Below are 23,073 nucleotides of genomic sequence, written 5' to 3' on the forward strand. Positions count from 1 at the left end.
TGATGTTCAGTATGGAGCCGCCTGTAGATTACCGAATGCCGCGGGCCTATTCCGCGCTCCACGCATTGTCGTAGAAGACATGCGCTCCGATACATGCGCATCGGAGCGTTTCGCGCTTTATGTCCGCAAGGGCCTTAATCCTGCGCGCACTTCACTCGCGAAAATCATCGGTTCTTCCCACGCCGCAAAGTGCCCACCTGTTTCAGGTTTATTGAAGTAGATCAGGTTGTGATAGGCCTTTTCGGTCCAGCTCCTCGGCGCCTGGTAATTTTCCCCCGGAAACGCGCTGACGGCAGCCGGCACGTTGACGTCGGCTGCAAGGAAGAAGTTCGAGTGCGATTCCCAGTAGAAACGCGCTGCCGAGATGCCAGTATTGGTCAGCCAATATAGCGTGATGTCGTCAAGCAGGTCGTCTCGCGTCAGCGCGCCGGCGGAATGGCCGTTGACGGGATGACCGAGCACGGCCGCGCTCAACGCCGCGGCGGGCTGGCCGTAACCGTCGCCATGGTCGAGGAGCCAGGAAGCCAGCGCGACGGGCKAGTCGGCGAGTCCATATAGCGTTTGCGGGCGCGTACCCATTTCGAGTGCATATCCKCGCTTTCTCTTGAAGTTTGCGCTCAATTGCTCATACCCATGCTTTTCCTCATCCGACAAGCCAGCGGGCGTCGGATCGCCCGCGACAAGCGACTTGAGAATGTCCGCCGGCACGGACGCAGGGAAGTTCACGTGTATGCCGATCAGTTCAGGTGGCGCCTGCATGGCCATGATGTTGGTCAGAACGCCGCCGAGATCGCCGCCTTGCGAAGCAAATTTGTCGTAGCCAAKGCGCTTCATAAGCACGACCCACGCGCGCGCGGTGCGCTCCGGCCCCCAGCCAGTCGTGGTGGGCCTGGCAGAGAATCCGTAGCCAGGCAAGGACGGAATCACGAGATGGAACGCATCTGAAGCCGGAGCGCCGTACGCGGTCGGATTGACGAGCGGATCAATGATCTTGAACTGTTCGATGACTGATMCAGGCCAGCCGTGCGTCACGATCAACGGCATCGCGTTTTCGTGCTTCGACCGTACATGGATGAAATGGATATCGAGCCCGTCGATCTCGGTCATGAACTGCGGATACGAATTCAGTCGCGCTTCGCATTTGCGCCAGTCATAGCCGGTCGCCCAGTATTGAGCGAGCCCTTGGATGGTTGCGAGCTGAATGCCCTGCGATTCGTCGKGCACGGTCTCACGGTCMGGCCAGCGCGTGGCCTTGATGCGCCGCCGCATGTCGACGAGCTGCGATTCGGGGACGTGAACGCGGAACGGGCGAATCGCGGTCTTGTCGCCGATCGCAGGCTCCGTGATCTTGCCGAATGCCAGGCTTGTGCCTGCGAAGCCGAGCGGGCTCAGCGAGCCGGCGGCGGTCGCTGCGACGGCCGTACCGACAAAGTGCCGGCGCGATGAGGATATGGGAGCGTTGTTTGACATGGGATCGGTCTCCAGCCTTAAACTGTGTGTTGCCTTGCGAGTCAAGTCAGATGTGTGCAGCCTCACGAAGGCTTATATGCTCATTGGCTTGCGGCCCGTGAGCTTGAACAGGTCAATTGTCATGCGGGCGCATCGTCTCTACGCGAACTGGCTTGAAGCCCGCGCGAAGCTCTTCGGAAAAAAGCATCGGCTGCTCCCAGGCCGCAAAGTGCCCGCCCTTGTCGACCTTGTTGTAATAGACGAGATTGGGATACGCCCGCCCCGTCCAACTCCGCGGCGCCTGATATTGCTCGCCGGGGAACACGCTCACGGCCACCGGGATCTTGACGCCTTTGGCATTAAAGAAGCCGCCCTTGTATTCCCAGTAGAGACGAGATGCCGAAACACCAGTATTCGTCAGCCAGTACAGCGTGATGTTGTCGAGGATTTCGTCGCGCGTCAGTTCGCCTGTAGCGCTGCTGGTCCGCTGCAGAGCCGAGGCGACTGCCGCAGCCGGTTGACCATCGGCATCGTTATGGTCGAGGAGCCACGCGGCGAGGCCGACAGGTGAATCGGCAATGCCGTAGAGCGTTTGCGGACGCGAGCCCATCAGCCGGGCGTAGTTCACTTCCTTGAACGTCAGGTCGAGCTGCTCGAAGGCGCGTTTCTCCTCCGCTGACAGGCCGGCTGGCGCCGGGCCGCCGATCTGGAGCACCTTGTCGATGTCGGCTGGAACCGTCGCGGGCATATTGGTGTGGATGCCAAGCAGTCCCTGAGGAGCCTGCAATCCCATTTGATCGACGACAAATGCACCCCAGTCGCCGCCCTGGGCGACATAGCGGGTGTAGCCGAGGCGCTTCATCAAGACTGCCCATGCCTTGGCCATGCGCTCGGGACCCCAGCCGGTGCTCGTCGGCTTGCCTGAAAATCCATAGCCGGGCATTGACGGAATCACCACGTGGAAAGCGTCCGATGCGCTCGCACCGTGGGCTGTGGGATTGGTCAATGGATCGATGATCTTCAGTTGCTCGATGATCGAGCCGGGCCATCCGTGGTTGATGATCAGCGGCAAGGCATTGTCATGCTTCGAACGAACGTGGATGAAGTGAATGTTCAACCCGTCGATTTCGGTTATGAACTGCGGCAGAGCATTCAGCTTCGCCTCGACCTTGCGCCAGTCGTAACCGGTCGCCCAATAGCGCGCGAGTGCCTGAATCGTCGCGAGCTGCACACCTTGGGATTCATCCGAAACAGTTTCCCGCTCAGGCCAATTTGTTTCCCTGATGCGTCGACGCAATTCGACGAGCTTTGATTCCGGAAAATTCACATGAAACGGATGCACGGCAACCCCGTCACTGCCCTGAAGTGGGGCACCTGTAGTCATGGCATTTGCATGCTGTGAGAGATTGAAAATTCCGAGCGATCCCGCGGTAACGCTTGCCGCCGCGGCTGCGGAAAAGCGACGGCGATTGAAATTGGGCTTATCTTGCATATCAAATTTCTCGGCAAGTGGAAGGATTGGGGCGTCGTGGTCGTCAGTGGTGTTACTCCACCGAGTACACAGCTTGTAAATTGATTGACTGGCCGTTTATCGATTGACGCGATATCGGGAATGGTTCCGCCCTCGCTTCGTGGAGGACTTGCGGCAAAGCCGCTGGATGCCCCGTGGCCAGGGCCGTTCGAACGAGCCTTCGTCGCTGTCGGCTGTGTCAGGCAGGAATGCGATACAGAGCGCAGAGCTTGTTGCCATCCGGATCACGCACATAGGCGAGATACAGCKGGCCCGCTTCCGTGTTGCGTACACCAGGCGGATCCTCGACGGATCTGCCGCCGTTGGCGACCGCGGCGGCATGCAGGGCATCCACCTGGTCCATCKACTGGCAGGTGAAGCCAATCGTGCCGCCATTGGCGGGGGTGGCCCCGGCTGACCATCAAGTGGCCGGGTCACTATCAACAAGCCCTTGTCGGAGAGATAGGCATAGTCGCCGATAGCTCGGAGCAGGCCCTCGCCATAGCCGAGCGTGCCCAGAACGGCGTCGTAGAATTTCCTGGCTCTTTCCAGGTCGTTGGTGCCGACCACTACATGACTGAACATTGCGGGGTCCTTCCTTGGGAAACAGGTTGAGCGCGGCCGGTTCGACAGTCAGAGCCGGCAAAGCGACCGCACGACATGCCACGATTTCAGGATCGAACTCGTGCGGCGGCACGTCTTCATCKGATACGCCTGCCTACCTCTCAGTGGGACTCCACATGCGCACCGTCGGTGTACGGACTGCGTGGTTCCTGCACCGAACGGGCGCTGTCGGTGTACGGGCCACCCGCGCCGTGATGGGACAGTMCGGCTGCCTGCGCCCCGGCAGCGGCGGTAACCAGGGCGATAGTGAGTACGAAGCGCTTGGCGATGTTGCTAGTCATGATMGATTTCCTTGAGKTCATTGAGTAAAAAGTCGCTTCTCGCAGTGGCGCCTGCTGCTTAAGATTGACGGTGCGTGACGTCTCACACATCGGTACGTCTTAGTGTAGCTATGAAAATCATAGTATCAAGAAAAACAAGGCTTTGCGGTGATCTGCTCACAAACGGCAGTTGGCCGAAGGGGCGTCGCGACTACGAAAAGCAACGACAGACGGCGACCGATGAACGGGAGATCAGTGGGTAGCGCCGACGATTAAGGCTGAGACGGTAGCCCGTGGCGRCAAGCTCGCTGTCATCAAAGGAGCGTGCTAGGCGAAGAGGATTCGATAAGGCTGCCCGCAATAGCAGGAGCGACACCGCAGCGGTAGTGCGGCGGATGACCCGCAGTGCGCGCATGCGCTGCGCGTGTTGGAGAGGCGGTCGGGAAGTGTGAAGGTGGCGCGATCAGTCGGAGAGCGCCTCGGCCGAATGCCGACCTCGCAACCGCTTGATCGAGTGGAAGGAGTACCAGGTCTCGGATATCAGAAATCAGCCGGGAACAGGCCGATTCGCTTCTGGACAGCCGTTCGCGCCAGACTAAGGCATGCGCTCAGTGGACAGGCGACATGGGCGCCTCGTGCCGCCATTCGTGATGTCTAGTTATTTCCGCTTGAAGGAAGCACGTCGCGCTGCGCGTTCCGTCGCGAAATCGTTACCCATTGAAGCGTGCAGATCCTTGCGCTCCACCGGTTTCCCGCAGTGCGGGCAGATGCTGGCAAGCCCGACGTCGTCCCCGCATTCGCGATGCACGAAATGCATCGCCAGTTCCCTGTCCTTCTTCTTTGCCCACGTTTCGCCCCAGGCGCGCAGCGCGTAGATCACGGGATAGAACGCCCACCCCTTGTCCGTCAGACGGTATTCATAGCGCAACGGCTTTTCGCTATATGGGTGGCGTTCGACCATGCCGTCCGCTTCAAGCGCCTTCAGTCGGGAGGCCATCATCTGTGGCGTAGCTTCGGTCTGGATCTGTATTTCCTCKAACCGCGTTGCGCCCATGTAGGAGACCGCGCCCGCTACCTCAAACCAACACGTGACGCGTTTCAAGGAAAAAGCGCTGAATCTGCCGTTCTATAGACGGATCGACCATCGCCTCCGGCCGGTTTCCGTTCGGGCAGGCCAGTCGTGGTGTTGTCCCGAACAACCGGCAAATCAACGGGCGCTCAGCATACACTTGACACCCCTTGTTGCCAAGATGAGGGCAACTAAGGTTTGTAAGCGCAGCTTCGTGCTCGGCATCGCTCTTGACGGGAAGCCTCGACATCTCTTCCGTTGAGGTCGTCACCGGTCCACAGCAGTCATGGCATCCAGGGGTGCACTCGAATGAGGGAATCCGTGAGCGAAAGAATCTAATTTTTTGACTAATCATTTGTGCGGCTACCCCCATTGGCCTGTCCGCGTACCTCTGGTCGACCTGCCGGCCTGCTAACGCATCGCGTGCGAAGCACTCACGACTCGCCGCGATAGGCATTCAGGCGTTMGGTGCTCTCGGGCTTCCGTAGCTTTCGCAGGGCCTGGCTTTCCAGTTGMCGAATACGTTCGCGGGTCACGCCGAATTGCAGGCCAATCTCATCCAGCGTGTACTCGGTCGCAGTGCCGATCCCGAAGCGCATCCGCAAAATCTTCGCCTCCCGCGCACCCAGCGTCGACAAGACGGCTTCCAAGTCCCGCTTGAGCCCCGCTTGAACTGCCGCATCAAGAGGAGAGGCGGTGATCTCGTCCGCCAACGTGTCTCCCAGCAACGCATCCCCGCTCTCCCCAACCGGCATATCAAGCGATACCGGCTGCTTGACAACGTTCAAAATGGACTTGATCTTCTTCTCGCTCATCCCCACCTWGGCCGCCAAGATATCCGACGTCGGCATTGCTCCGGTTTCACTGAAGCACTCGCGCGAGGCCCGATTGATCTTTMCAACGACCTCCACGAGGTGCATCGGGATGCCGATGGTGGGTGCCTTGTCAGCAATAGAGCGAGTCACCGCCTGGCGAATCCACCAGGTCGCGTAGGTCGAAAATCGATAACCACGGCGGTAGTMGAATTTATCCGCCGCCCGCATCAGCCCGATGTTGCCCTCTTGAATGAGATCCAACAGTGGCAAGCCACGATTGATGTATTTCTTGGCGATTGAGACGACCAGGCGAAGGTTAGCCTCGATCATCTMGGCTCTTGCTTGGCGAGCCTTGACCTGCGCTCTTGTCACCAGCCGGCCGACTTCCCTCAGATCCTCAAGGGGAATAGCRGCGCGAGATTCTATGGCAAGCAGTTGTTGCTGCAGCGCCTGGATTTCCAGAAGCTGCCGCGGCAGCAAACCGTTGGGGGTAGGACAGTCCGCCCCAAGCGCTTMCGGCCAGTCGAACTGGATTTCACGACCCTTTAAGCGCTGCGCGAACTCATCGCGTGTCATGCCGCATTGACCGATCAAGATTCCAGCGAGTCGCCGTTCCGTTTGACGAACGTCCTCAAGATGCACGTTGAGGACTCGGCTGAGCCGCTCAATCGCGATTGGGCTGAAGCGCAGCTTGGCGAGCACACATCGAATCGCTGCCAGCGCCTGCATATCGCGGAGCGTGCCACCTTCATGAGGCCCGTGGGACGCGGTCAATTCGATAACCCGCGCTCGCACGCTGGCGAGCCACTCGAGTACATCCCGCTTCAAGGCGGCAGCTGACGTTGCCTTCGAGGCGGTGTTCGGACTMCGGGCGCAATCATCGGGCTCTCCATCCTCCTCGCCTACGCTGGCGTCGAGCTGTAACCCGGTATCCTTGCCCGGATTGTCAGCGGGCACGGTTTGGGCATCGACGACGTGATCAACGAGTTCATCTACGGACAACTCGTCGCGCTCGACTTGCTCGGCCATGGCTAATATCTCGGAGACGACGGTTGGACACCTCGCCATTGCGTCAACCATTTCCATGATTGCCTCTTCATGGCGGGTCGCGATCTCTACCTCGTTGTCGCGCGTCAGCAACTGGACGGCGCCAATTTCCCGCAGATACATCTGCACGGGATCGGTGGTACGACCGAATCGGTTATCGCTCTGCGTGATGGCGGCGGTAGCTTCCTCCAATGTGGCCTCATCGGAGCTTGAGACCGGCKCGTCCTCGATTAACAGCATCGTGTCAGCAGGCGCTCTATCCACGACCTCAATGCCAAGCTCCGCCAACATCGCCAGAATTCTGTCAGTAATGCTGGCTTGGTCCTTGCCGTCAGGAAGATGGTCGCTGATTTCACCGTGGGTCAGGAATCCGCGCTCCTTGCCGAGCGCGATCAGCATAAGCAGGCTCGTTTGTTGGTTATCGTTCATCTGACACACAAAAGTCGTGCATGGKACGCGCATTCATTCGCAGCACTCCCAAAGCACGTTATCCATGGCTCCACGCCATCACGCTGTTCCCAATTTGGCACCAAGTTGCCCAACCATGGGTACACCACTTCTATTTCGAGCGTTCGAGTCAAACTTGCAGCCGAGCCAGCCAGGCCACCACCACTGCAGCAGCGGCAAGCCAGAGCGCAACAATCACGACGACCGCGACGCGACTGACGGGGCGCTCTGCAGCGAGCGCGGCGGCGGCGCGATGCTGTTCCATCACCTCAGCCGGGATCAACCGGACCACCAGCAACACGCCGAGGGGTACCAGCACCACGTCATCCAGATAGCCCAGGACCGGGATGAAATCCGGAATCAGGTCAATAGGAGATAAKGCATAGGCGGCGACTAACACGGCTAGCGCTTTCGCATACCGAGGCGTGCGAGGGTCGCGCGCTGCCAACCACACCGCGTGGACGTCTCGCTTGACCTCGCGTGCCCATACGCGCGCACGAGCGGCCTGCCGCGGGAGGAAATCCGAGCGCAACATGTGGATCCGCACATCATCCATGACGGGTACCGCACCAAGGGCGAGCAGCAATGTGGCCAATGGAAGGGTGACGCTGAACCCAACATGCCTGAAGCCCACAGCCCCGACTACGCCGCCGGTAAAGAACAGCGCGACCAGCGTCACGAGCACTCGCAGTTTTCTCCGGTCGGCCAGCACAATGGGCTTGGCGGCATCGGCTTTGGCCAGGTTCCAGTAGAACAGCTTACCCAGTTCAATGCCGATGTCGGTGACCATCCCCGTGATATGCGTGGTCCGGATCTCGGCCTTCGAGAGCTTGGTGATCATGGCATTCTGCAACCCCATGATGAAGCAAAGCACCATGACCGTCGCCGGCACGAACAGCCATTCGTGATGCTCGAGATTGCTGCCTAGCAGACCAAAACATACCAGCAACGCCGCCTCCAGCATCAACGGCAGCGCGTATTCGCTGTGCAGGCGCTCGCGCCGCCCCCAGTTGATCAAAATCGCAGAGCAGGCCGCGCCCGCCAGAAACGATAACAAGGCACCGAGGCCGTCCAGAATGAGCCCGACACTGCCGAGCGCTAGATTGTCAGCCATGGCGGACACGATGCCCGACATATGGGAGGTGTACTGCTGCACCGCCAAGAATCCGCCTGCATTGGTGGCGCCCGCCACAAAGGCAAGATAACGCGCCAGTTGCCGGTTGGCTTCTGGACTGCGCTCCCTTCCAGTCAGTCTGCGCAAGTATCGGATCGGCATGGTCGCATCGGTGGGCGTTACCTTCGGTTCAGGCCGTGTCTATCCAACATCGGCCCGCCAGCTCATCAGCCCGTGAGCTTCTGCAAGAATGTGTGATCTGACGCGAGCCGTTTGCCCTGTTTCAGACGACGCGCGGCCGCGCGCAGATTCAGGGGATGCGTGGTTTCCAGTATGCGCGCGCGCATCAGCAGTTCGTCCAGCGAGGGTAGTGCCCGCGCGCTCTTCCAAGCGAGCAGCGTGTAGTTGCAACTGTCCTCGGACAGGGAAATGGAAAATGAGTCGCCGAACACCGAACGAACTTCGTCCAGATAGGAAGGGATATCGGAATCGCTGTCGAGGAAGTTCGCGACCAATACCCCCTCGTCGGCGAGCCGGGCATGGCACGCTGCGTAGAAGTCCGCGCTGCCCAGTTGTGTCGGCATGCCATGAGYGAGAAAACCATCCACCAATATGACTTCCGGCCGCGCGTCCTGATTCTTGACATACTCGGCGCCATCCGCGCAAACCACCTCGAGCCGTTCGTCGTCGGGCGKAATATGAAACGTATMGCGCAATGCAATCACCGCCGGATCGATTTCGATTGCGACCACCTTCGCATTCGGAAGATGCCGATAGCAATACTTGAGTAATGATCCCCCGCCGAGGCCGATCATCGAGATCCTGGTGGGTGCCGGCTGCAGCAGTAAAAACGCCATCATCGTCCGCGTGTAGCCAAGAACAAGCTTGTCGGGGTCGCGTCGCGACATGATGCTTTGGGTAGCCAGCGCATCGAAATGCAGTGAAATTGCAAGTGGGGTTTCCGGTACGGTCGGCGTGCCGTCGTCGGGGGCTTCGGAGAGAAACTTTAAGTAGGCTTCAAAGGAGGTGCGATTGGGGTCCATGTGTGGGGCTCCATCAGGCGTGGTATTCAATTCCTCACTCCGTCAGCAGTGCGGCGATGACTTTCACGGCAGCAACTTCATCCGGGCCGGTGGCCTGAATACGTACCTGAGTTCCCGCCCGCGCTGAGAGTCGCATCACGTCCATCACATTCTTGGCGTTCGCTGTGCAGTCATTGCTGACAAGCAGGATCTCKGACTCKAACTGGGCAGCGGTAAAGGTTAGCCGCGCTGAGCCGCGACCTTGCAAGCCCATGCGGTTGGTCATTTCAATTGTCGCGTCTAGCACATCGCCCTCAAATAAAAAGCGGCCCCTAAGCAACTTCCAGGCGCTTACCCATATGGCTTGCCGCCGGCGGCGGAACATGCTCGTCTGGGTATGCCCGAACCACAGGCTGCACTTGGCCGCTCACTTGTATATAATGATAACGCTATTATCATACAACACTACTCTAAGCTGCATGGAATCCAAGACCGCTCGTTTCACCGTGTTGATCGACCCCGTGAAGAAGAAAGCCTTTGAAACCCTGTGCGCGGCGCAGGATCAGACGCCGTCGCAGGTGGTGCGCCAGTTGATCCGCGACTATTTGGAGCAGCATGGGGTGGCCTATGCCACCCGGCCCCAGGTTGGCGCTACGGTTCTGGCTAAGAATGACCGCGAGTGACCGATGTCCGCATAGCGGACTACCAGCCTCACCCTGCAGGTCGGCCTCGGCATCGCACTGATAATGACCACTGCGAGGCATCCCGAGATGCCTACCGCCCAATCGGGACCTTCCATGCGTGGTGCTGGCCTCAATCTCATACTTGGCTTTACGGCATGCCGAGACCGGAGTCAGGGTCTGGCAACTATCGGGAGGCATCCATGCACAAGCCGGCGGTCACTTATCGCGTCACGCCGCGCGCAAAAGCGCTCGATGACGGTAGCTACCAACCGAAGGTGCTGGTGGCTATCTATCGGGGTGACGCCTTGCTTAGAGATGTCGCGCTTTACGCGAGATGCGACGCTTGTCCGCTGCGCGACACTGCGGCAAGGCTTGCTGAAGCGCTGGCCTTGCGGATTCAGGCGGTACTCAAGGATGTACAAGAGACGGACGACGTCGCCACGGCCGCTATTCAGACACTATTGCGACGCATTGGGCTCAGGACGAGCCTACGATCAGCCACCATGCGTGGTGCTGGCGTCAACTAGCCGGATTCGGCAACAGGCAGGGTGGCGCAGGACCGCAGTCCATGCCCTTCAAGCGGGCAATGTGAATACGTCTCCTCGGCGCTCCGGCGCCCCACTACTCCTCTCCTTGATGCATAAGCGCTGGACCTCAGGCAGCCTGGAGAACCTCAACTACCTTATTGGCTTCGGCTTGCGAGTCGACTGCCACATAGGCGACAAACTGCGTACCGATCACCGAAGCGGAGAACCCGCGGAGGTTCAAATTCGCTTTGGCAAGCTTCTCCGTCAGCGCCGATGCGATGCCCGGTTGGTTAATCCCCATGACACGAACGCAGTGCAGCGTTTGTGTCACGTTGAAGCCAACCAGAGCCGCGGCCACAATCTCTCTATCACCCTGTAGTGGGGTGACAAATACGACGCCGTCACCAGGTTTGTCCGGATTGCGGCGCGCGATGATGAGTTGCAGATCGGCTCCCACATCGCATAGGGGGGCCAACGATCCGGCCAGTCCACCTGGCTTGTCCGGAATCCCTGCCACCCAAACCTCCACCTGTTCCACAAGCAGTTCCATGGTCGCCTCTCCGTCCTCCATACGGCCAGTGGAGATGGTCACTCCCCCGGTCGGTTCGTAGTCCTGTCGCCGCTTGCTTCCAGGCGAATGGACGTCCATGGCATTGCCAGCCCATTGTCGCCAATGCCTCACGCGCTTCGATGCCATGGTATCTAGCGATACACCAGTACAGGGATCTTGCTGTGAGTCAGGACCTTCTGCGTCTCACTGCCAATCACCAGTCCCTGCACGCCGCGCCGCCCATGCGACGCMATCACGATGAGGTCACAGCCCTTATCCTCGGCTGTTTTGATGATGGCTTCGTACGGGTGATCGTTGACCAGATACGTCGTATCACAGGGCACCCCTGCGGCGGCGGCTTCGCTCGCCACGCCTTGTAGATATTTYGTGGCCTCCTCCCAGGATTCCTGCGTGAAACGCTCTCGGGTGTCCGTCAGCATTTCAGTGTGATAGGTCAGAACATGGTAGTTCGGGCCAACCCGAAGCGCCGTAACCCGGGCGTTCATTTGCTGCGCAAGGGCAAGCGCCTTATGGCAGGCGGCATCAGATAGAAAAGAGCCATCGACCGCGAGCAGAAGATGCGCAAACATATCTTTCTCCTTGTCTGCCTGGATTCGAGGCCATCGAAAGAGTCGATCACCGTTCCCTATCGCCCACGCCTCGTCACCCTCAGGCAGATGAGGGTTCTCACAAAATGCCACGTGAGCAAAGGTTCCAAAGACCAGCTAKGGCGCGCCTGCGCACAAGGTCAATCTGGGACGGAATATGTTAATAGGATTAACATGTTGATTACACCGCTACTGCATTACATTAGGTTCTGTAGCATATGCAATCTTCATTCCGTATGCTAGGTTGTCGCAAGCAATTAGCGACCTTTGCCGTCGCTTCATTGACGGTGAACCGCGGCGGCGGCAAGCACTTTTGGGTCGCACGGCGTTCATGTATGATGTGACGCATCTGACCATCGTATTGGCATGTTGAGGCTCCATGGAGATCAAGACTGCTCGGCTGACGCTGCTCATCGATCCCAACAAGAAGGCCGCTTTCGAGCGCCTTTGTGCACAACAGGATCTGACGGCATCGCAAGTGGTGCGCCAGCTCATCCGCGAATACCTCGCTCAACATGGGGTCCAGTACGTGCCCAGCGGGTTGCACGCGGGCAATACCGAGCCTGCTGACGACGGAACACCGCCACAGGAACAGGCACCGGCGCAGGCCGAAGCGCCCCCCCCCACCAGACGGCGCGCCACACGTCGCAAGGCCTAGGCCATGAGCAGCGTGCCCCCCGTCGCTCAATGGCTCCATATCGACTGGGTGCTTGTTGTTGTGGGGGCTTGGTTGTTCGTCGGGGCCGCAGGCGTTGCCGCGCTGCAGCGGCTGACCCTGGTGTCTCGCGTTCTTTTCCCGCTCGGCGGATTGCTTGGGCTGGCGCTTTTCGGCCTGGCACTTGCCGCTGTGCTTGGCACGCCCGAGGTCGCCGTACTAGCCATTGGACTGCCAGCACTGCCCTTCCACATCCGGCTCGACAGCCTCTCCGCCTATTTCCTAATGGTGATCGGTGGTACGGCGGCGGGCATCTCTATATTTGCAGCCGGATATTTCCGCAAGGGTGAGGGCACGCCGCCAGGCTTGCTGTGCCTGGAATATCACCTGTTCCTGGCCAGCATGGCCGGTGTCATCCTGGCCGACGATGCCTACTCGTTCATKGTCATGTGGGAGACCATGGCGCTGTCGTCGTTCTTCCTGGTGACAGCAAACCACCGCATTCGAGAGGTACGCAGCGCCGGCTACCTTTACATCACGATGGCGCGTATCGGCGCGATCGCGATTCTGCTCTGCTTCGGTGTTCTGCAGGCCAACACCGGTGACTACACCTTCGCGAACATGCGTGACCAGGCTCTGACGCCCTTCTGGGCCTCGGTCGGCTTCCTGCTTGCCGTGTTCGGCTTCGGCGCCAAGGCCGGCGTCCTGCCCTTGCATGTCTGGCTGCCGGAGGCACACCCGGCCGCGCCTTCGCCGGTCTCCGCGATGATGAGCGGCGTCATGCTCAATACAGCCATCTACGGGCTGTTGCGCGTGTCCTTCGACMTGCTGTGTATGCGTCTGTGGTGGTGGGGCGCGCTGCTTCTGGCCGTCGGCCTGGCCACTGCCCTGTTCGGCGTMGTCTTTGCCGCGGTGCAGAGCGACATGAAGCGCTTGCTGGCCTATTCGTCCATCGAGAATATGGGCCTGCTGTTCGTCGCCACGGGCCTGACCCTGATCTTCTCGGCCTACGACATGAGGCCGATGGCGGCACTGGCCCTGACCGCGACGCTCTATCACGTCGCAAGCCATGCCTTATTCAAGAGCCTGCTCTTCCTCGGCACGGGCAGCGTACTGCATGCCACCGCCGAGCGAAGTCTCGGCAAGCTGGGCGGGCTGATTCGGTACATGCCTTGGGTTGGCTGGCTTACGCTACTGGGCGCGCTGGCCAGCGCCGGGCTGCCTCCGCTCGGCAGTTTCGTGTCGGAGTGGCTGCTGCTGCAGAGCTTCCTGTTCACGCCAGGCCTGCCCGTGCCGCTGCTGACGATGCTGATCCCGGTGGTCGCTGCGCTAATCGCGCTGGTGGCGGCCCTAGCCGGCTACACGATGGTCAAGTTCTTCGGTGTGATCTTCCTCGGCCAGCCGCGCGAGCACAAACTCGCCCACGCGCATGACGCCGGTCCCTGGGAGCGCGCAGGCATGATATGGCTCGCCCTCGGCTGTGTGACGCTTGGCCTGCTGCCGACGCAGTTCATCCAGCTGATCGACCCGGTAACGAAGCAGCTGGTTGCCGCCGGTTTGGGCGCCCGAGCGGCTACCAGCAGTTGGCTGCTGGCGCCGAGCAGCCTAGGTCAAGCCAGTTACGGGCCGGTGATCTTCCTCCTCGGCATCCTGACTAGCTTTGCGCTCGCCTACTTGCTCGTGCGCTGGCTTTACCATGGCCGGCTGCGCCGCGGCMCACCATGGGCCTGCGGATTTCCCTGGGGCACCGCGCGCATGCAGGATACCGCCGAGGGTTTCGGCCAGCCAATCCGTCAGATCTTCGAACCCTTCTTTTTGATGCAGCGCGACCTGCCGACGCCGTTCGACGAACAGCCGCGCTACCGGGTGACCGTCGAGGACCGCTTCTGGCGTTGGCTGTACCTACCCACTGCCGAATTGGCTTCATACCTGGCGCGACTGGCCAGMCTGATGCAGCAAGGGCGCATCTCGGTATATCTGCTATACAGTTTCCTGACACTAGTTGCCACGCTGCTGGCGGTGATGCGATGAGGCTTCCATGACGGTCTCCGGCTTGCTGTCGCAGTCGCTAGAAATCGCGATTTCGATCGCCCTGGCGCCGCTACTGACGGGTTGGGTCAATCAATGGCGTTCCTGGCTGCAAAACAAATCCGCGCCCAGCCTCTGGCAGCCATATCGCATGTTGCACAAACTGTTCAACAAGGAATCGGTGGTGGCCGACAACGCGTCGCCGCTGTTCCGCGCCACACCCTACGTGGTGTTCGGCTGTATGGCCCTGGCGTGCGCGATCATCCCAACGCTCTCGACCGACCTCCCGCTGGCACCTGCGGCTGATGCGATCGCGCTGGTCGGCCTGTTCGCGCTAGCGCGGGTTTTCATTTCGCTGGCCGCGATGGACATCGGCACGGCCTTCGGCACCCTGGGGGCGCGGCGCGAGATGCTGATCGGGTTTCTTGCCGAACCCGCATTGCTGATGGTGCTGTTCTCGGCCTCGCTAGTCTCCAAGTCGACGTCGCTCACCACCATCGTCGAGACACTCGCCCATCGTGACCTCGCGATCTACCCCGGGCTGGCCTTTTCCGGCGTTGCCTTCACCATGGTGTCGCTGGCGGAGAACGCCCGCGTGCCGGTCKACAACCCCGCCACGCATCTGGAGCTGACGATGATCCATGAGGCACTCCTCCTGGAGTACTCGGGCCGCCACCTGGCACTCATCGAGTGGGCGTCAAGCCTGAAGCTGTTCGCCTACTCCTGTATCGGACTGGCGTTGTTCTTCCCCTGGGGCATCGCAGAGGCCCAGGCGCCGTTGTCCATGCTGCTGGCGCTGCCGGCGCTGCTGTTCAAACTCACCGTGGGCGGCATCCTGCTTGCCACGCTGGAGACAGTGAGTGCCAAGATGCGCATCTTCCGCGTCCCCGAGTTCCTGGCCACTGCCTTCTTGCTGGCGGTGATCGGCATGCTGGTGCATTTGCTGCTTGCCCGCTGACATGAGCACCTTACTGACCCAGTTCGTCAACCTGCTCGGTGCGGTGCTGCTCATCCTCGCCTTCGGGATGATCTCGCAGCGCCGCGTCCTTTCGCTAATCCACCTGTTCACGCTGCAGGGCGCCACCCTGGCATTGGCGACGGCCGTGGTTGGCTACGTGACCCGGCAGCCGGACCTGTACCTGTCGGCCGGCGTGACATTCGTGCTCAAGGTGCTGCTGATCCCCTATCTCCTGCACCGCGTCATCGACCGGCTTGATATCCGCTGGGACGTGGAGACGCTGATCAATATCCCGACCATCATGGTGATCGGCATCCTGGTGGTGATCTTCGCGTTCAACCTGGCCATGCCTATCTCGCGGCTGTCGGTGAAGCTGGCCAGCGGCACGCTCGGCATCGCGCTAGCCTGCATACTGCTGTCGTTCCTGATGATGATCACCCGCTCCAAGGCCATACCGCAGGTCATCGGCTTCCTGGCCATGGAGAATGGGTTGTTCTTTGCCGCCACCTCGGCAACCTACGGCATGCCGATGGTGGTTGAACTTGGCATCGCGCTGGATGTGCTGATCGGCGTGCTGATCCTGGGCGTGTTCATGTTCCAGATCCGTGAGCAGTTCGACAGCCTGGACATCCGCCACCTCGAGAAGCTGAAGGAGGACTGAGTTGATTGCGCTAGCCTTCCTGCTTGCAACCCCGCTCGCCGGCGGGCTGGTGCTGGCGCTGGTGGGCCATCGCGATAGTGCGCGCGATGTCAACGTCGCGTTCAGCCTGGGCACCTTCATCGCGGCCTGCTTGCTCACCGGTCGGATCATCGACGACGGTCCCACGCTCGTGTGGGACCGTGCGTTCTACATAGACGCCTTGAACGTGTTTCTGGTCACTCTGACCGCGTTCGTGGGCCTGACCACGTCGATCTTCTCGCGGCCTTACATGCGCGTGGAGCGCGACCACGGCAAGATGACGCCGCCGCGGCTGCGCCTGTACCACAGCATGTACCAGCTATTCACGTTCACGATGCTGTTGGCACTGACGACCAACAATATGGGCATCGTGTGGGTCGCGATGGAGGCCGCCACGCTGACCACGGTACTGTTGGTCAGCGTCTACCGGACCGCAGCCAGCCTCGAGGCAGCCTGGAAGTACTTCATCCTGTGCGGCGTGGGTATCGCCCAGGCACTCTTTGGCACCGTACTGCTCTACATGGCAGCCGAGCAGGTCATTGGCACCGAGGGCGGCGCGCTGCTGTGGACCAACCTCGATGCGGTCAAGGGTCGGCTGGACCCGAATATCATCACCCTGGCCTTTGCCTTCCTGTTTATCGGCTATGGGACCAAGGTCGGCCTGGTGCCGCTGCACAACTGGCTGCCGGACGCGCATGCCGAGGGGCCGACCCCGGTGTCCGCCGTGCTGTCCGGCCTGCTGCTCAATGTGGCCCTATACGCCATCCTGCGCTGCAAGGTGTTGACGGACGGCGCGCTGAACAACCATCTCACCGGCCACCTGATGATGGGCTTCGGCCTGGTTTCCGTCGTGGCGGCTGTCTTCCTCCTTATCCKCCAGCGGGACGTCAAGCGCATGTTCGCCTATTCGTCCATCGAACATATGGGCATGATGACCTTCGCTTTCGGCATGGGCGGGCMGATCGCCAGCTTCGCCGGACTTCTGCACATGACGGTGCATTCGCTGGTCAAGTCCGCGATCTTCTTCGCCGTCGGCCATGCGGCGCAGAAAGCGGGTACGCAGGTCATGGACGAGATCCGCGGGCTGATCCGCGTCAGCCCCACGGTCGGCTGGGGCCTGATGTTGGGCGTGCTGGCTATCCTGGGAATGCCGCCTTTCGGGGTATTCGCCAGCGAATTCCTGATCGTCACCACCGCGATGCGTGAGCAACCMTGGGCCACGCCCTTCCTGCTGGTCGCGCTCGGCCTGGCTTTTGCGTCGGTATTCAGTCGCGTGCAGCCGATGGTCTTCGGCGAGACCACCCTGAAACCCCTGGCACACCCGCCGGCGCTGATTCCGGTGTTCACACACCTCGTACTTGGATTGATGCTGGGACTTTATATCCCGCCGTATCTGGATGCATGGTACCGCCAGGCGGCTGCCATGCTGGGGAGTTGAGCGCATGGCTCTGCCTGAACTCGGACTCAAGCTGAATGGCCTGCCGGCACCGCTGCCGGTATGGCACGGGCTGGTCAGTCCCGACGCATGGAGCGCGGCAGCGCGCACGGTTAATGACACGGGAGGGCGCCTCATATCGGTGTGGGGTGTCGACCGTAGCGCCGCGGGGGGCGCGTTKGCGGCATGTGCCGCGTATGCCGTACCGGAGGGCCTGGTCTGGCTCGAACTGCGGCTCGACGATCCAGCGCAGGGAGTTCCGGATCTGAGCGCCATATTCCCGTGCGCCGGGCGGATGCAGCGCGCCATGGTTGACCTTTCGGGCATCCATGTGCACGGCAGCCGCGACCGACGCCCTTGGCTGGACCATGGCCTGTGGCAGCCCGAGTCATTTCCCTTGCGACACGGGACGCAGCCGCTGGTCGCCGCGGGCAAGCTGCCGACGGCCTACCCTTTCGTACGCGTCGATGGCGATGGCGTGCATGAGATCGCCGTCGGCCCGGTGCACGCGGGCATCATCGAACCCGGCCACTTCCGCCTCTCCGTCGTCGGAGAGAAGGTGCTGCGGCTGGAAGCCCACCTGGGTTACACGCACAAGGGCATCGAGCGACGCTTCACCGAAGTCGCACCGATTGAAGCCCACCGGCTAGCCGGCCGTGTATCGGGCGACTCGACGGTGGCCTATGCCTGGGCCTACTGCATGGCGCTCGAGTCCGCGTCGGGCAGCGAGATACCGACAAGGGCAGCCTGGCTGCGTGCCATGATGCTGGAGCGCGAACGCGTGGCCAACCACCTGGGCGATCTCGGTGCCTTGGGCAATGATGCCGGATTGGCCTTTGGGTTGGCCCAGTTCTCGCGACTGCGCGAGGACTGGCAGCGCCTGTCTAAGGAGGTATTCGGTCACCGGCTCATGATGGATGCAGTGGTGCCCGGAGGTGTTGCGATCGACCTGACGCCGCCGATGCTGGATTGGCTGCGCAAGCAGTGCGACGGCATCGAGCGCAAGGTCCGCGCACTGCGGATCGTGTATGACGAACATGCCGGCCTGCAGGACCGTTTTCTCACCACGGGGCGGGTGGCGCCACAACTCGCAGCCCAGCTTGGCCTCACGGGGCTCGCCGGGCGCGCCAGCGCGCAAGCGGCGGACCTGCGCTGCGACCACGCATGGCCGCCCTACGATCGGTTAGACGTCAGGATGGCCACGCACCGAAACGGCGATGTCGCCGCACGTGTGGCGATGCGCTTCGACGAGACGCTTGAATCCCTGCGGCTCGTTCGCGCCATCTGCTCGGAGCTGCCGGGTGGCGCGATATGTGGTKACCTCCGGATGCTGAACAAAATCTCCATCGGAGCAGGCTGGGTAGAGGGCTGGCGTGGTGAAGTCCTTGTCGCCCTCGAGATCGCCGGCGACGGCCGGATCTTGCGTTGCCACTGCCATGATCCCTCTTGGCAGAACTGGCCAGTGCTTGAACACGCCGTCATCGGCAATATCGTTCCGGACTTTCCGCTGATCAACAAGTCTTTCAATCTCTCCTATTCGGGGCACGACCTCTGATGTGGCTCCTCCTCAAGCAAATTGCCCGTACYGGCATCGTGACCGAGCCTGCGCCCCAGGCCGTCGATGCCGATGGCGGCGCCGCGATTCAACGCATCCACAAGGACATCCTCGATATTCTCGGTCAGGCGCTGGCGATTAGGGAGGTCGACGCAGGCTCGTGCAACGGCTGTGAACTGGAAATCCACGCGCTCAACAACGCCTACTACAACATCGAAGGGCTTGGCATCAAATTCGTTGCCAGCCCGCGGCATGCTGACATGCTGCTGGTGACCGGACCGGTCTCGCGTCACATGGAAGAGGCTTTGCGGCGTACCTATGACGCGACGCCGGAGCCGAAGCTCGTCGTCGCGGTAGGTGACTGCGGCTGTACGGGTGGTATCTTCGGCGAGAGCTATGCAAGTTGCGGTCGCGTCGCCAACGTCATCCCMGTCGACGTCGCTGTGGCTGGCTGCCCGCCTCCMCCCATCGAGATCCTGCGGGGGATACTAACCGCCGTGCAGCGGCGCAAAAGCTAAGTCATCTAAACGAAAATCCTGGAGGATGACGATAAGGGAAGTGACGTGCCCCGAATCCTTGTCGTTATGGTMGCCTGCAGCTCTTAATTATCCACAGCTTCTGTGGATAATTCTCCCTTCCGGACGCAAAGATGCGCACTGACGGGCACGGGATCTGGTCTGCTGCATATTTAAGCGTGGCATTCCGAGCCCATGTCGCATGCGCAGAAGAAGTTGTGCTGGCCGGGTGGCGTACCGGGGGCAGGCCGCGAGTGCGCAGTTGTTTCTTGCCGTCGAAAACGGGTACTCGTGAATCGAGCTGAGAAATGACGAGAGGCGACTCGAAGGCGCCTCTCGTGGCAGGGAAAGGGATGGCCCGGGCGAAGCGGCTACCCCAGACAAGATGGTTCTGAAATGACTGYCCCCATGCACGATCAGGCGGAAACTGCAGATAGCTACTTTATCGAGGCCACACTCGTCGCTGCGCTCGTGCMAATGGTTCCTTACGAATTCTCGCGCCCAATCAACGCAGTACGACTTCGGGACCTTTCTGCCGACTCGTCGTATTCGACGTCCTCGGGCCCGGCGTAATAGAGAGGCTGGAAGGTCTCATCGGCTTCCCTCGCCTGGCACCCAGCCTCACCCACGGGCATTGGCGCATACTGCACCACTCGCTAACCGTTCGATTTCGCCGAGGGCGAGGACTGCTCAGATCGGCGTAGAGGTACGGCGCCTTCTTGCCCCCTCAGGCGATTTAGAGCCTCTACGCGAGAACTGCGCTGAGGTCCGCGCCTTCAGCGGGAACAACTACTTGCCCCTTTTGTGGCGGCATTTTCGCCCGCACCGCTCGGTAATGTTGCGCCTGGCCGAAGTGCTGAAGTGGCAGTCAACCAGCCAGTCGTGCACCCTACTGGCCGCACTGGCAGTGGTGTTGAAGAATGCGGATCTACACCGCGAATGGCTTTCCGCCGACGTCGATCTGAGCTTCGCCTCGGAGCGCTGGCGCAAGCTCGTATATCGCTCTGACAATCTGGGGCCCGGCATCAATCGGCGCCATCTGGAGCTCTGCGTACTTTCGCATATGGTCGCCGAACTGCGCTCTGGCGACCTCTGTGTCGTCGGCTCAGACGCGTTTGCCGACTACCGGCTGCATCTGTTGTCCTGGCGTGAATGCKAGCGCCGCCTCCCTGACTACTGCGCCAAGCTGGAGATGCCGACCAACGCGCAGGATTTCGTTGCACACCTACGTCAGTGGTTGGCCGCGACGGCACAGAACCTGGACGATAGTTTTCCGGATAAGCGTCAGCACGTCACCATTGGCCGCAACGGCGAGCCGGTACTCCGCCGGACCGTCGCCAAGGAAATCCCCGCCAGCGCGCTTGCGCTTCAGCAGACGCTGATCGGCCACATGCCGAACCGCAACCTGCTGGACGTCCTGGCCAACATCGAGCATTGGACCCACTTCACGCGCCACTTCGGCCCGCTTTCAGGCAGCGATCCCAAGATCCGCCACGCCGCCGAGCGCTACTTGCTGACGATCTTCGCGATGGGCTGCAATCTCGGACCCACGCAAGCAGCTCGCCACATGGGCGAACGGGTGACGCCGCACATGATGTCGTTCGTCAATCGGCGACATATGAGTCTCGAACGGCTTGAAACCGCGCAGCGCGAACTGATCGAGTTGTATCTCCAGCTCGACCTGCCCAAGCATTGGGGGGACGGTAAGACCGTGGCGGCTGACGGCACGCAATACGACTTCTACGACAATAACCTGCTCACGGGCTACCACTTCCGCTACCGCAAGAAGGGCGCGGTGGCTTACCGGCATGTTGCAGACAACTACATCGCCGTATTCCGACACTTCATCCCGCCCGGCGTGTGGGAAGCGGTCTACGTCATCGAGGGCTTGCTTAAGGCAGGCTTGAGCGTGGAGGCAGACACGGTGCATGCCGACACTCAGGGCCAGTCAGCTGCCGTTTTTGCCTTTACCTACCTGCTTGGCATCAACCTGATGCCGCGGATTCGTAACTGGCAGGATCTGAAACTTTACCGAGCCTATCCCACCTCCAAGTATCGTCATATTGAGCGCCTTTTTTCGGGCGCGGTGGATTGGKACCTGATCGCCCTTCACTGGCAGGATCTGATGCAGGTCGCGTTGTCGATCCAGGCCGGAACCATATCCTCTCCCCTACTGCTGCGCCGCTTGGGATCGGATAGTCGCAAGAATCGGCTCCTGCTGGCCGCCCAGGAACTGGGCAAGGTTGTTCGCACCGTGTTTCTGCTGGAGTGGATCGGCAGCCGCGAACTGCGCCAGGAAATCACTGCGACGACCAACAAGATCGAGTCCTACAATGGCTTTGCCAAGTGGTTCTCGTTCGGCGGCGATGTTCTGCCCGTGAACGATCCCGACGAGCAGCAAAAGCGATTGCGCTACAACGATCTGGTCGCCTCCGCAGTGATCCTTCAGAACACCGCCGACATGATGCAGGCGCTTCGTGCCATGGAGAAGGACGGTATCAAGGTCGACGTAGACGACATCAGCTTCCTTAGCCCATATCTCACCAGCAACATCAAGCGCTTTGGCGACTACAAGCTAAACCTTGAGCGGACTCCGGAGGCTTGGATCCGCGACAGTCTTTTCACTACCCCCGCATTCTCCGTTTGGAAACCACGCCATGCCTAACACCCAGACCCCTTATGGCCCGGTTGACACCGATGCCTTGCATCGCCTGCAGGACAGCTTCGACACCAGCGAGATCCTGCGCATTGTGGACCTCGTCGATACGATACGAGCCCGAGTCAGCGAGCCGGCAGGAATTCGCGACGACTTACTCCAGTTACATGGCATGGCCCATACGGTTCTCAATGGTGCCAGTCTCGTCTCAGGAGCAACGGATCCAGCCTTGGTCGAGCAGGCCGAGACCATTGTGGAGGAACTGGAAGACTTGATTCGGGTGCTCCAACGCGCTGTGCAGGCGCTGCGCCCACTAGAACTTCTCCGACCTTCCGGCGACGCGTGACAGGCTTGCTGCATCGATAGGTGCACCGCCCTTCAATAGTCGACCGTCMATCTTGGACTGCCTTCGAGCCATTCTTCCGGCTGAACACCAGACAAGCCCTTGATACGCTTCGAGCGCTCGCCTTATATCGAAGATGTGCAGTTAGACGGATTCATCATAACTGGGAGGATTATGATAGTGGATTGGGCGTATCTTGGTCGCAGGCCAAGATCAGTATCGCGGGCGTGGGCAAGCGCAAGCGCATCTACTGGTATCCGKAGAGCGACAAGCACTAAAACCCAGCATCACGCAGACGTTGGAAGCGGCGAGGCAAACTGCGTATGCGCGCGCAGTGCAAGGCGCGCGGTGGCGCTGGCCCGTCTCGCGCCCGTATGCTCCAACCCCGTMAAGAACGCAAGGTCGGCAACTGCCGCGCGAGTACATCGATCCGACGCTTGCCTTTTCCTTGCGCGCCTGCGTGGCCGCGTGGGGCTGACGCTCGGCGTCCCGCTCGCCGATGGGCGGCCCAGCGTGTCGCGTGA

21 protein-coding genes and 2 pseudogenes are annotated in these 23,073 nt (G+C 60.7%); 11 read left to right on the plus strand and 12 right to left on the minus strand.

Annotated elements, in window-relative coordinates:
* Positions 1–117: 117 nt before the first annotated feature.
* From AC1DKV_RS24475 to AC1DKV_RS24520, 10 genes and pseudogenes are all read right to left on the minus strand, one after another.
* Positions 118–1,470 (minus strand): epoxide hydrolase family protein, encoded by a 1,353-nt coding sequence (locus AC1DKV_RS24475; RefSeq protein WP_477138192.1) that lies wholly within the window; start codon positions 1,468–1,470, stop codon positions 118–120.
* 112 nt (positions 1,471–1,582) lie between these two features.
* Positions 1,583–2,941 carry an epoxide hydrolase family protein gene (locus tag AC1DKV_RS24480; protein WP_441621681.1) on the minus strand — a complete coding sequence of 453 codons (1,359 nt, stop codon included), beginning with the start codon at positions 2,939–2,941 and terminating at the stop codon, positions 1,583–1,585.
* A 217-nt stretch (positions 2,942–3,158) separates the two neighbouring features.
* A pseudogene (locus AC1DKV_RS24485) lies at positions 3,159–3,544 on the minus strand (VOC family protein).
* A gap of 140 nt (positions 3,545–3,684) precedes the next feature.
* On the minus strand, positions 3,685–3,864 hold the full coding sequence (locus tag AC1DKV_RS24490) for a hypothetical protein (protein ID WP_477138193.1): 180 nt from the start codon (positions 3,862–3,864) through the stop codon (positions 3,685–3,687).
* Positions 3,865–4,501: 637 nt separating this feature from the next.
* Positions 4,502–4,897: a winged helix-turn-helix transcriptional regulator gene (locus AC1DKV_RS24495; RefSeq protein ID WP_477138203.1), complete on the minus strand. Its 396-nt coding sequence runs from the start codon at positions 4,895–4,897 to the stop codon at positions 4,502–4,504.
* Between the two features lie 22 nt (positions 4,898–4,919).
* On the minus strand, positions 4,920–5,369 hold the full coding sequence (locus AC1DKV_RS24500; protein WP_441621688.1) for a YkgJ family cysteine cluster protein: 450 nt from the start codon (positions 5,367–5,369) through the stop codon (positions 4,920–4,922).
* Positions 5,347–7,203, minus strand: a complete 1,857-nt coding sequence (rpoD, locus tag AC1DKV_RS24505; RefSeq protein ID WP_477138194.1) for an RNA polymerase sigma factor RpoD — start codon at positions 7,201–7,203, stop codon at positions 5,347–5,349. Before rpoD ends, AC1DKV_RS24500 begins: the two co-directional genes overlap by 23 nt.
* Positions 7,204–7,351: 148 nt before the next feature.
* On the minus strand, positions 7,352–8,497 hold the full coding sequence (locus tag AC1DKV_RS24510; RefSeq protein WP_441621692.1) for a DUF1275 domain-containing transporter: 1,146 nt from the start codon (positions 8,495–8,497) through the stop codon (positions 7,352–7,354).
* 65 nt (positions 8,498–8,562) lie between these two features.
* The gene (locus AC1DKV_RS24515; protein ID WP_477138195.1) at positions 8,563–9,378 is read right to left on the minus strand and encodes a fused MFS/spermidine synthase; all 816 of its coding nucleotides are present in this window, start codon (positions 9,376–9,378) and stop codon (positions 8,563–8,565) included.
* Between the two features lie 34 nt (positions 9,379–9,412).
* Positions 9,413–9,664 (minus strand): HPr family phosphocarrier protein, encoded by a 252-nt coding sequence (locus tag AC1DKV_RS24520; protein WP_477138204.1) that lies wholly within the window; start codon positions 9,662–9,664, stop codon positions 9,413–9,415.
* Positions 9,665–9,836: 172 nt separating this feature from the next.
* Here AC1DKV_RS24520 and AC1DKV_RS24525 point away from each other — a divergent pair, with 172 nt between their 5' ends.
* Positions 9,837–10,040 (plus strand): CopG family transcriptional regulator, encoded by a 204-nt coding sequence (locus AC1DKV_RS24525; RefSeq protein ID WP_441621696.1) that lies wholly within the window; start codon positions 9,837–9,839, stop codon positions 10,038–10,040.
* Between the two features lie 200 nt (positions 10,041–10,240).
* The gene (locus tag AC1DKV_RS24530; protein WP_441621698.1) at positions 10,241–10,567 is read left to right on the plus strand and encodes a hypothetical protein; all 327 of its coding nucleotides are present in this window, start codon (positions 10,241–10,243) and stop codon (positions 10,565–10,567) included.
* A gap of 127 nt (positions 10,568–10,694) precedes the next feature.
* Here AC1DKV_RS24530 and AC1DKV_RS24535 read toward each other — a convergent pair whose 3' ends face one another.
* Together AC1DKV_RS24535 and AC1DKV_RS24540 are read right to left on the minus strand one after the other, a co-directional pair.
* Positions 10,695–11,117, minus strand: coding sequence for an ACT domain-containing protein (locus AC1DKV_RS24535; protein WP_441621699.1), 423 nt, complete (start codon positions 11,115–11,117; stop codon positions 10,695–10,697).
* A gap of 152 nt (positions 11,118–11,269) precedes the next feature.
* Complete coding sequence (locus AC1DKV_RS24540) at positions 11,270–11,707, minus strand: universal stress protein (protein ID WP_477138196.1); 438 nt, start codon at positions 11,705–11,707, stop codon at positions 11,270–11,272.
* A gap of 397 nt (positions 11,708–12,104) precedes the next feature.
* Between AC1DKV_RS24540 and AC1DKV_RS24545 the strand changes: the two genes are divergently transcribed.
* The 9 genes and pseudogenes from AC1DKV_RS24545 (at position 12,105) to tnpC (ending at position 22,552) form a co-directional block, all read left to right on the plus strand.
* A complete protein-coding gene (locus AC1DKV_RS24545) occupies positions 12,105–12,383 on the plus strand; it encodes a ribbon-helix-helix protein, CopG family (RefSeq protein WP_441621703.1) in 279 nt (92 codons plus the stop codon).
* Positions 12,384–12,386: 3 nt separating this feature from the next.
* Positions 12,387–14,411 (plus strand): hydrogenase 4 subunit B, encoded by a 2,025-nt coding sequence (gene hyfB, locus AC1DKV_RS24550; protein ID WP_477138197.1) that lies wholly within the window; start codon positions 12,387–12,389, stop codon positions 14,409–14,411.
* Between the two features lie 7 nt (positions 14,412–14,418).
* Entirely contained in the window at positions 14,419–15,366 is a 948-nt protein-coding gene (locus AC1DKV_RS24555) for a respiratory chain complex I subunit 1 family protein (RefSeq protein ID WP_477138198.1), read from the plus strand.
* Between the two features lies 1 nt (position 15,367).
* Positions 15,368–16,027 (plus strand): formate hydrogenlyase, encoded by a 660-nt coding sequence (locus AC1DKV_RS24560; protein ID WP_441621708.1) that lies wholly within the window; start codon positions 15,368–15,370, stop codon positions 16,025–16,027.
* A 1-nt stretch (position 16,028) separates the two neighbouring features.
* Complete coding sequence (locus AC1DKV_RS24565) at positions 16,029–17,483, plus strand: hydrogenase 4 subunit F (protein WP_477138199.1); 1,455 nt, start codon at positions 16,029–16,031, stop codon at positions 17,481–17,483.
* A 4-nt stretch (positions 17,484–17,487) separates the two neighbouring features.
* A complete protein-coding gene (locus tag AC1DKV_RS24570; RefSeq protein WP_477138200.1) occupies positions 17,488–19,035 on the plus strand; it encodes a hydrogenase large subunit in 1,548 nt (515 codons plus the stop codon).
* The gene (locus AC1DKV_RS24575; RefSeq protein WP_441621714.1) at positions 19,035–19,553 is read left to right on the plus strand and encodes an NADH-quinone oxidoreductase subunit B family protein; all 519 of its coding nucleotides are present in this window, start codon (positions 19,035–19,037) and stop codon (positions 19,551–19,553) included. Before AC1DKV_RS24570 ends, AC1DKV_RS24575 begins: the two co-directional genes overlap by 1 nt.
* A gap of 688 nt (positions 19,554–20,241) precedes the next feature.
* Positions 20,242–22,215: pseudogene (locus AC1DKV_RS24580) on the plus strand (Tn3 family transposase); the annotation flags it as partial.
* Complete coding sequence (gene tnpC / locus AC1DKV_RS24585; RefSeq protein ID WP_441621716.1) at positions 22,208–22,552, plus strand: Tn3 family transposase post-transcriptional regulator TnpC; 345 nt, start codon at positions 22,208–22,210, stop codon at positions 22,550–22,552. The pseudogene AC1DKV_RS24580 and the gene tnpC, both read left to right, overlap by 8 nt.
* The last annotated feature ends 521 nt before the right edge of the window (positions 22,553–23,073 follow it).

The sequence above is a fragment of the Cupriavidus sp. 05T41 genome (assembly GCF_056396525.1).

What these genes read in the sequence shown, in the direction of transcription:
- AC1DKV_RS24525 (WP_441621696.1), top strand. Translation starts at nt 9,837, where the DNA reads ATGGAATCCAAGACCGCTCGTTTCACCGTGTTGATCGACCCCGTGAAG.
- AC1DKV_RS24530 (WP_441621698.1), top strand. Translation starts at nt 10,241, where the DNA reads ATGCACAAGCCGGCGGTCACTTATCGCGTCACGCCGCGCGCAAAAGCG.
- AC1DKV_RS24560 (WP_441621708.1), top strand. Translation starts at nt 15,368, where the DNA reads ATGAGCACCTTACTGACCCAGTTCGTCAACCTGCTCGGTGCGGTGCTG.
- AC1DKV_RS24545 (WP_441621703.1), top strand. Translation starts at nt 12,105, where the DNA reads ATGGAGATCAAGACTGCTCGGCTGACGCTGCTCATCGATCCCAACAAG.
- AC1DKV_RS24500 (WP_441621688.1), bottom strand. Translation starts at nt 5,369, where the DNA reads ATGCCTATCGCGGCGAGTCGTGAGTGCTTCGCACGCGATGCGTTAGCA.
- tnpC (WP_441621716.1), top strand. Translation starts at nt 22,208, where the DNA reads ATGCCTAACACCCAGACCCCTTATGGCCCGGTTGACACCGATGCCTTG.
- AC1DKV_RS24480 (WP_441621681.1), bottom strand. Translation starts at nt 2,941, where the DNA reads ATGCAAGATAAGCCCAATTTCAATCGCCGTCGCTTTTCCGCAGCCGCG.
- AC1DKV_RS24535 (WP_441621699.1), bottom strand. Translation starts at nt 11,117, where the DNA reads ATGGAACTGCTTGTGGAACAGGTGGAGGTTTGGGTGGCAGGGATTCCG.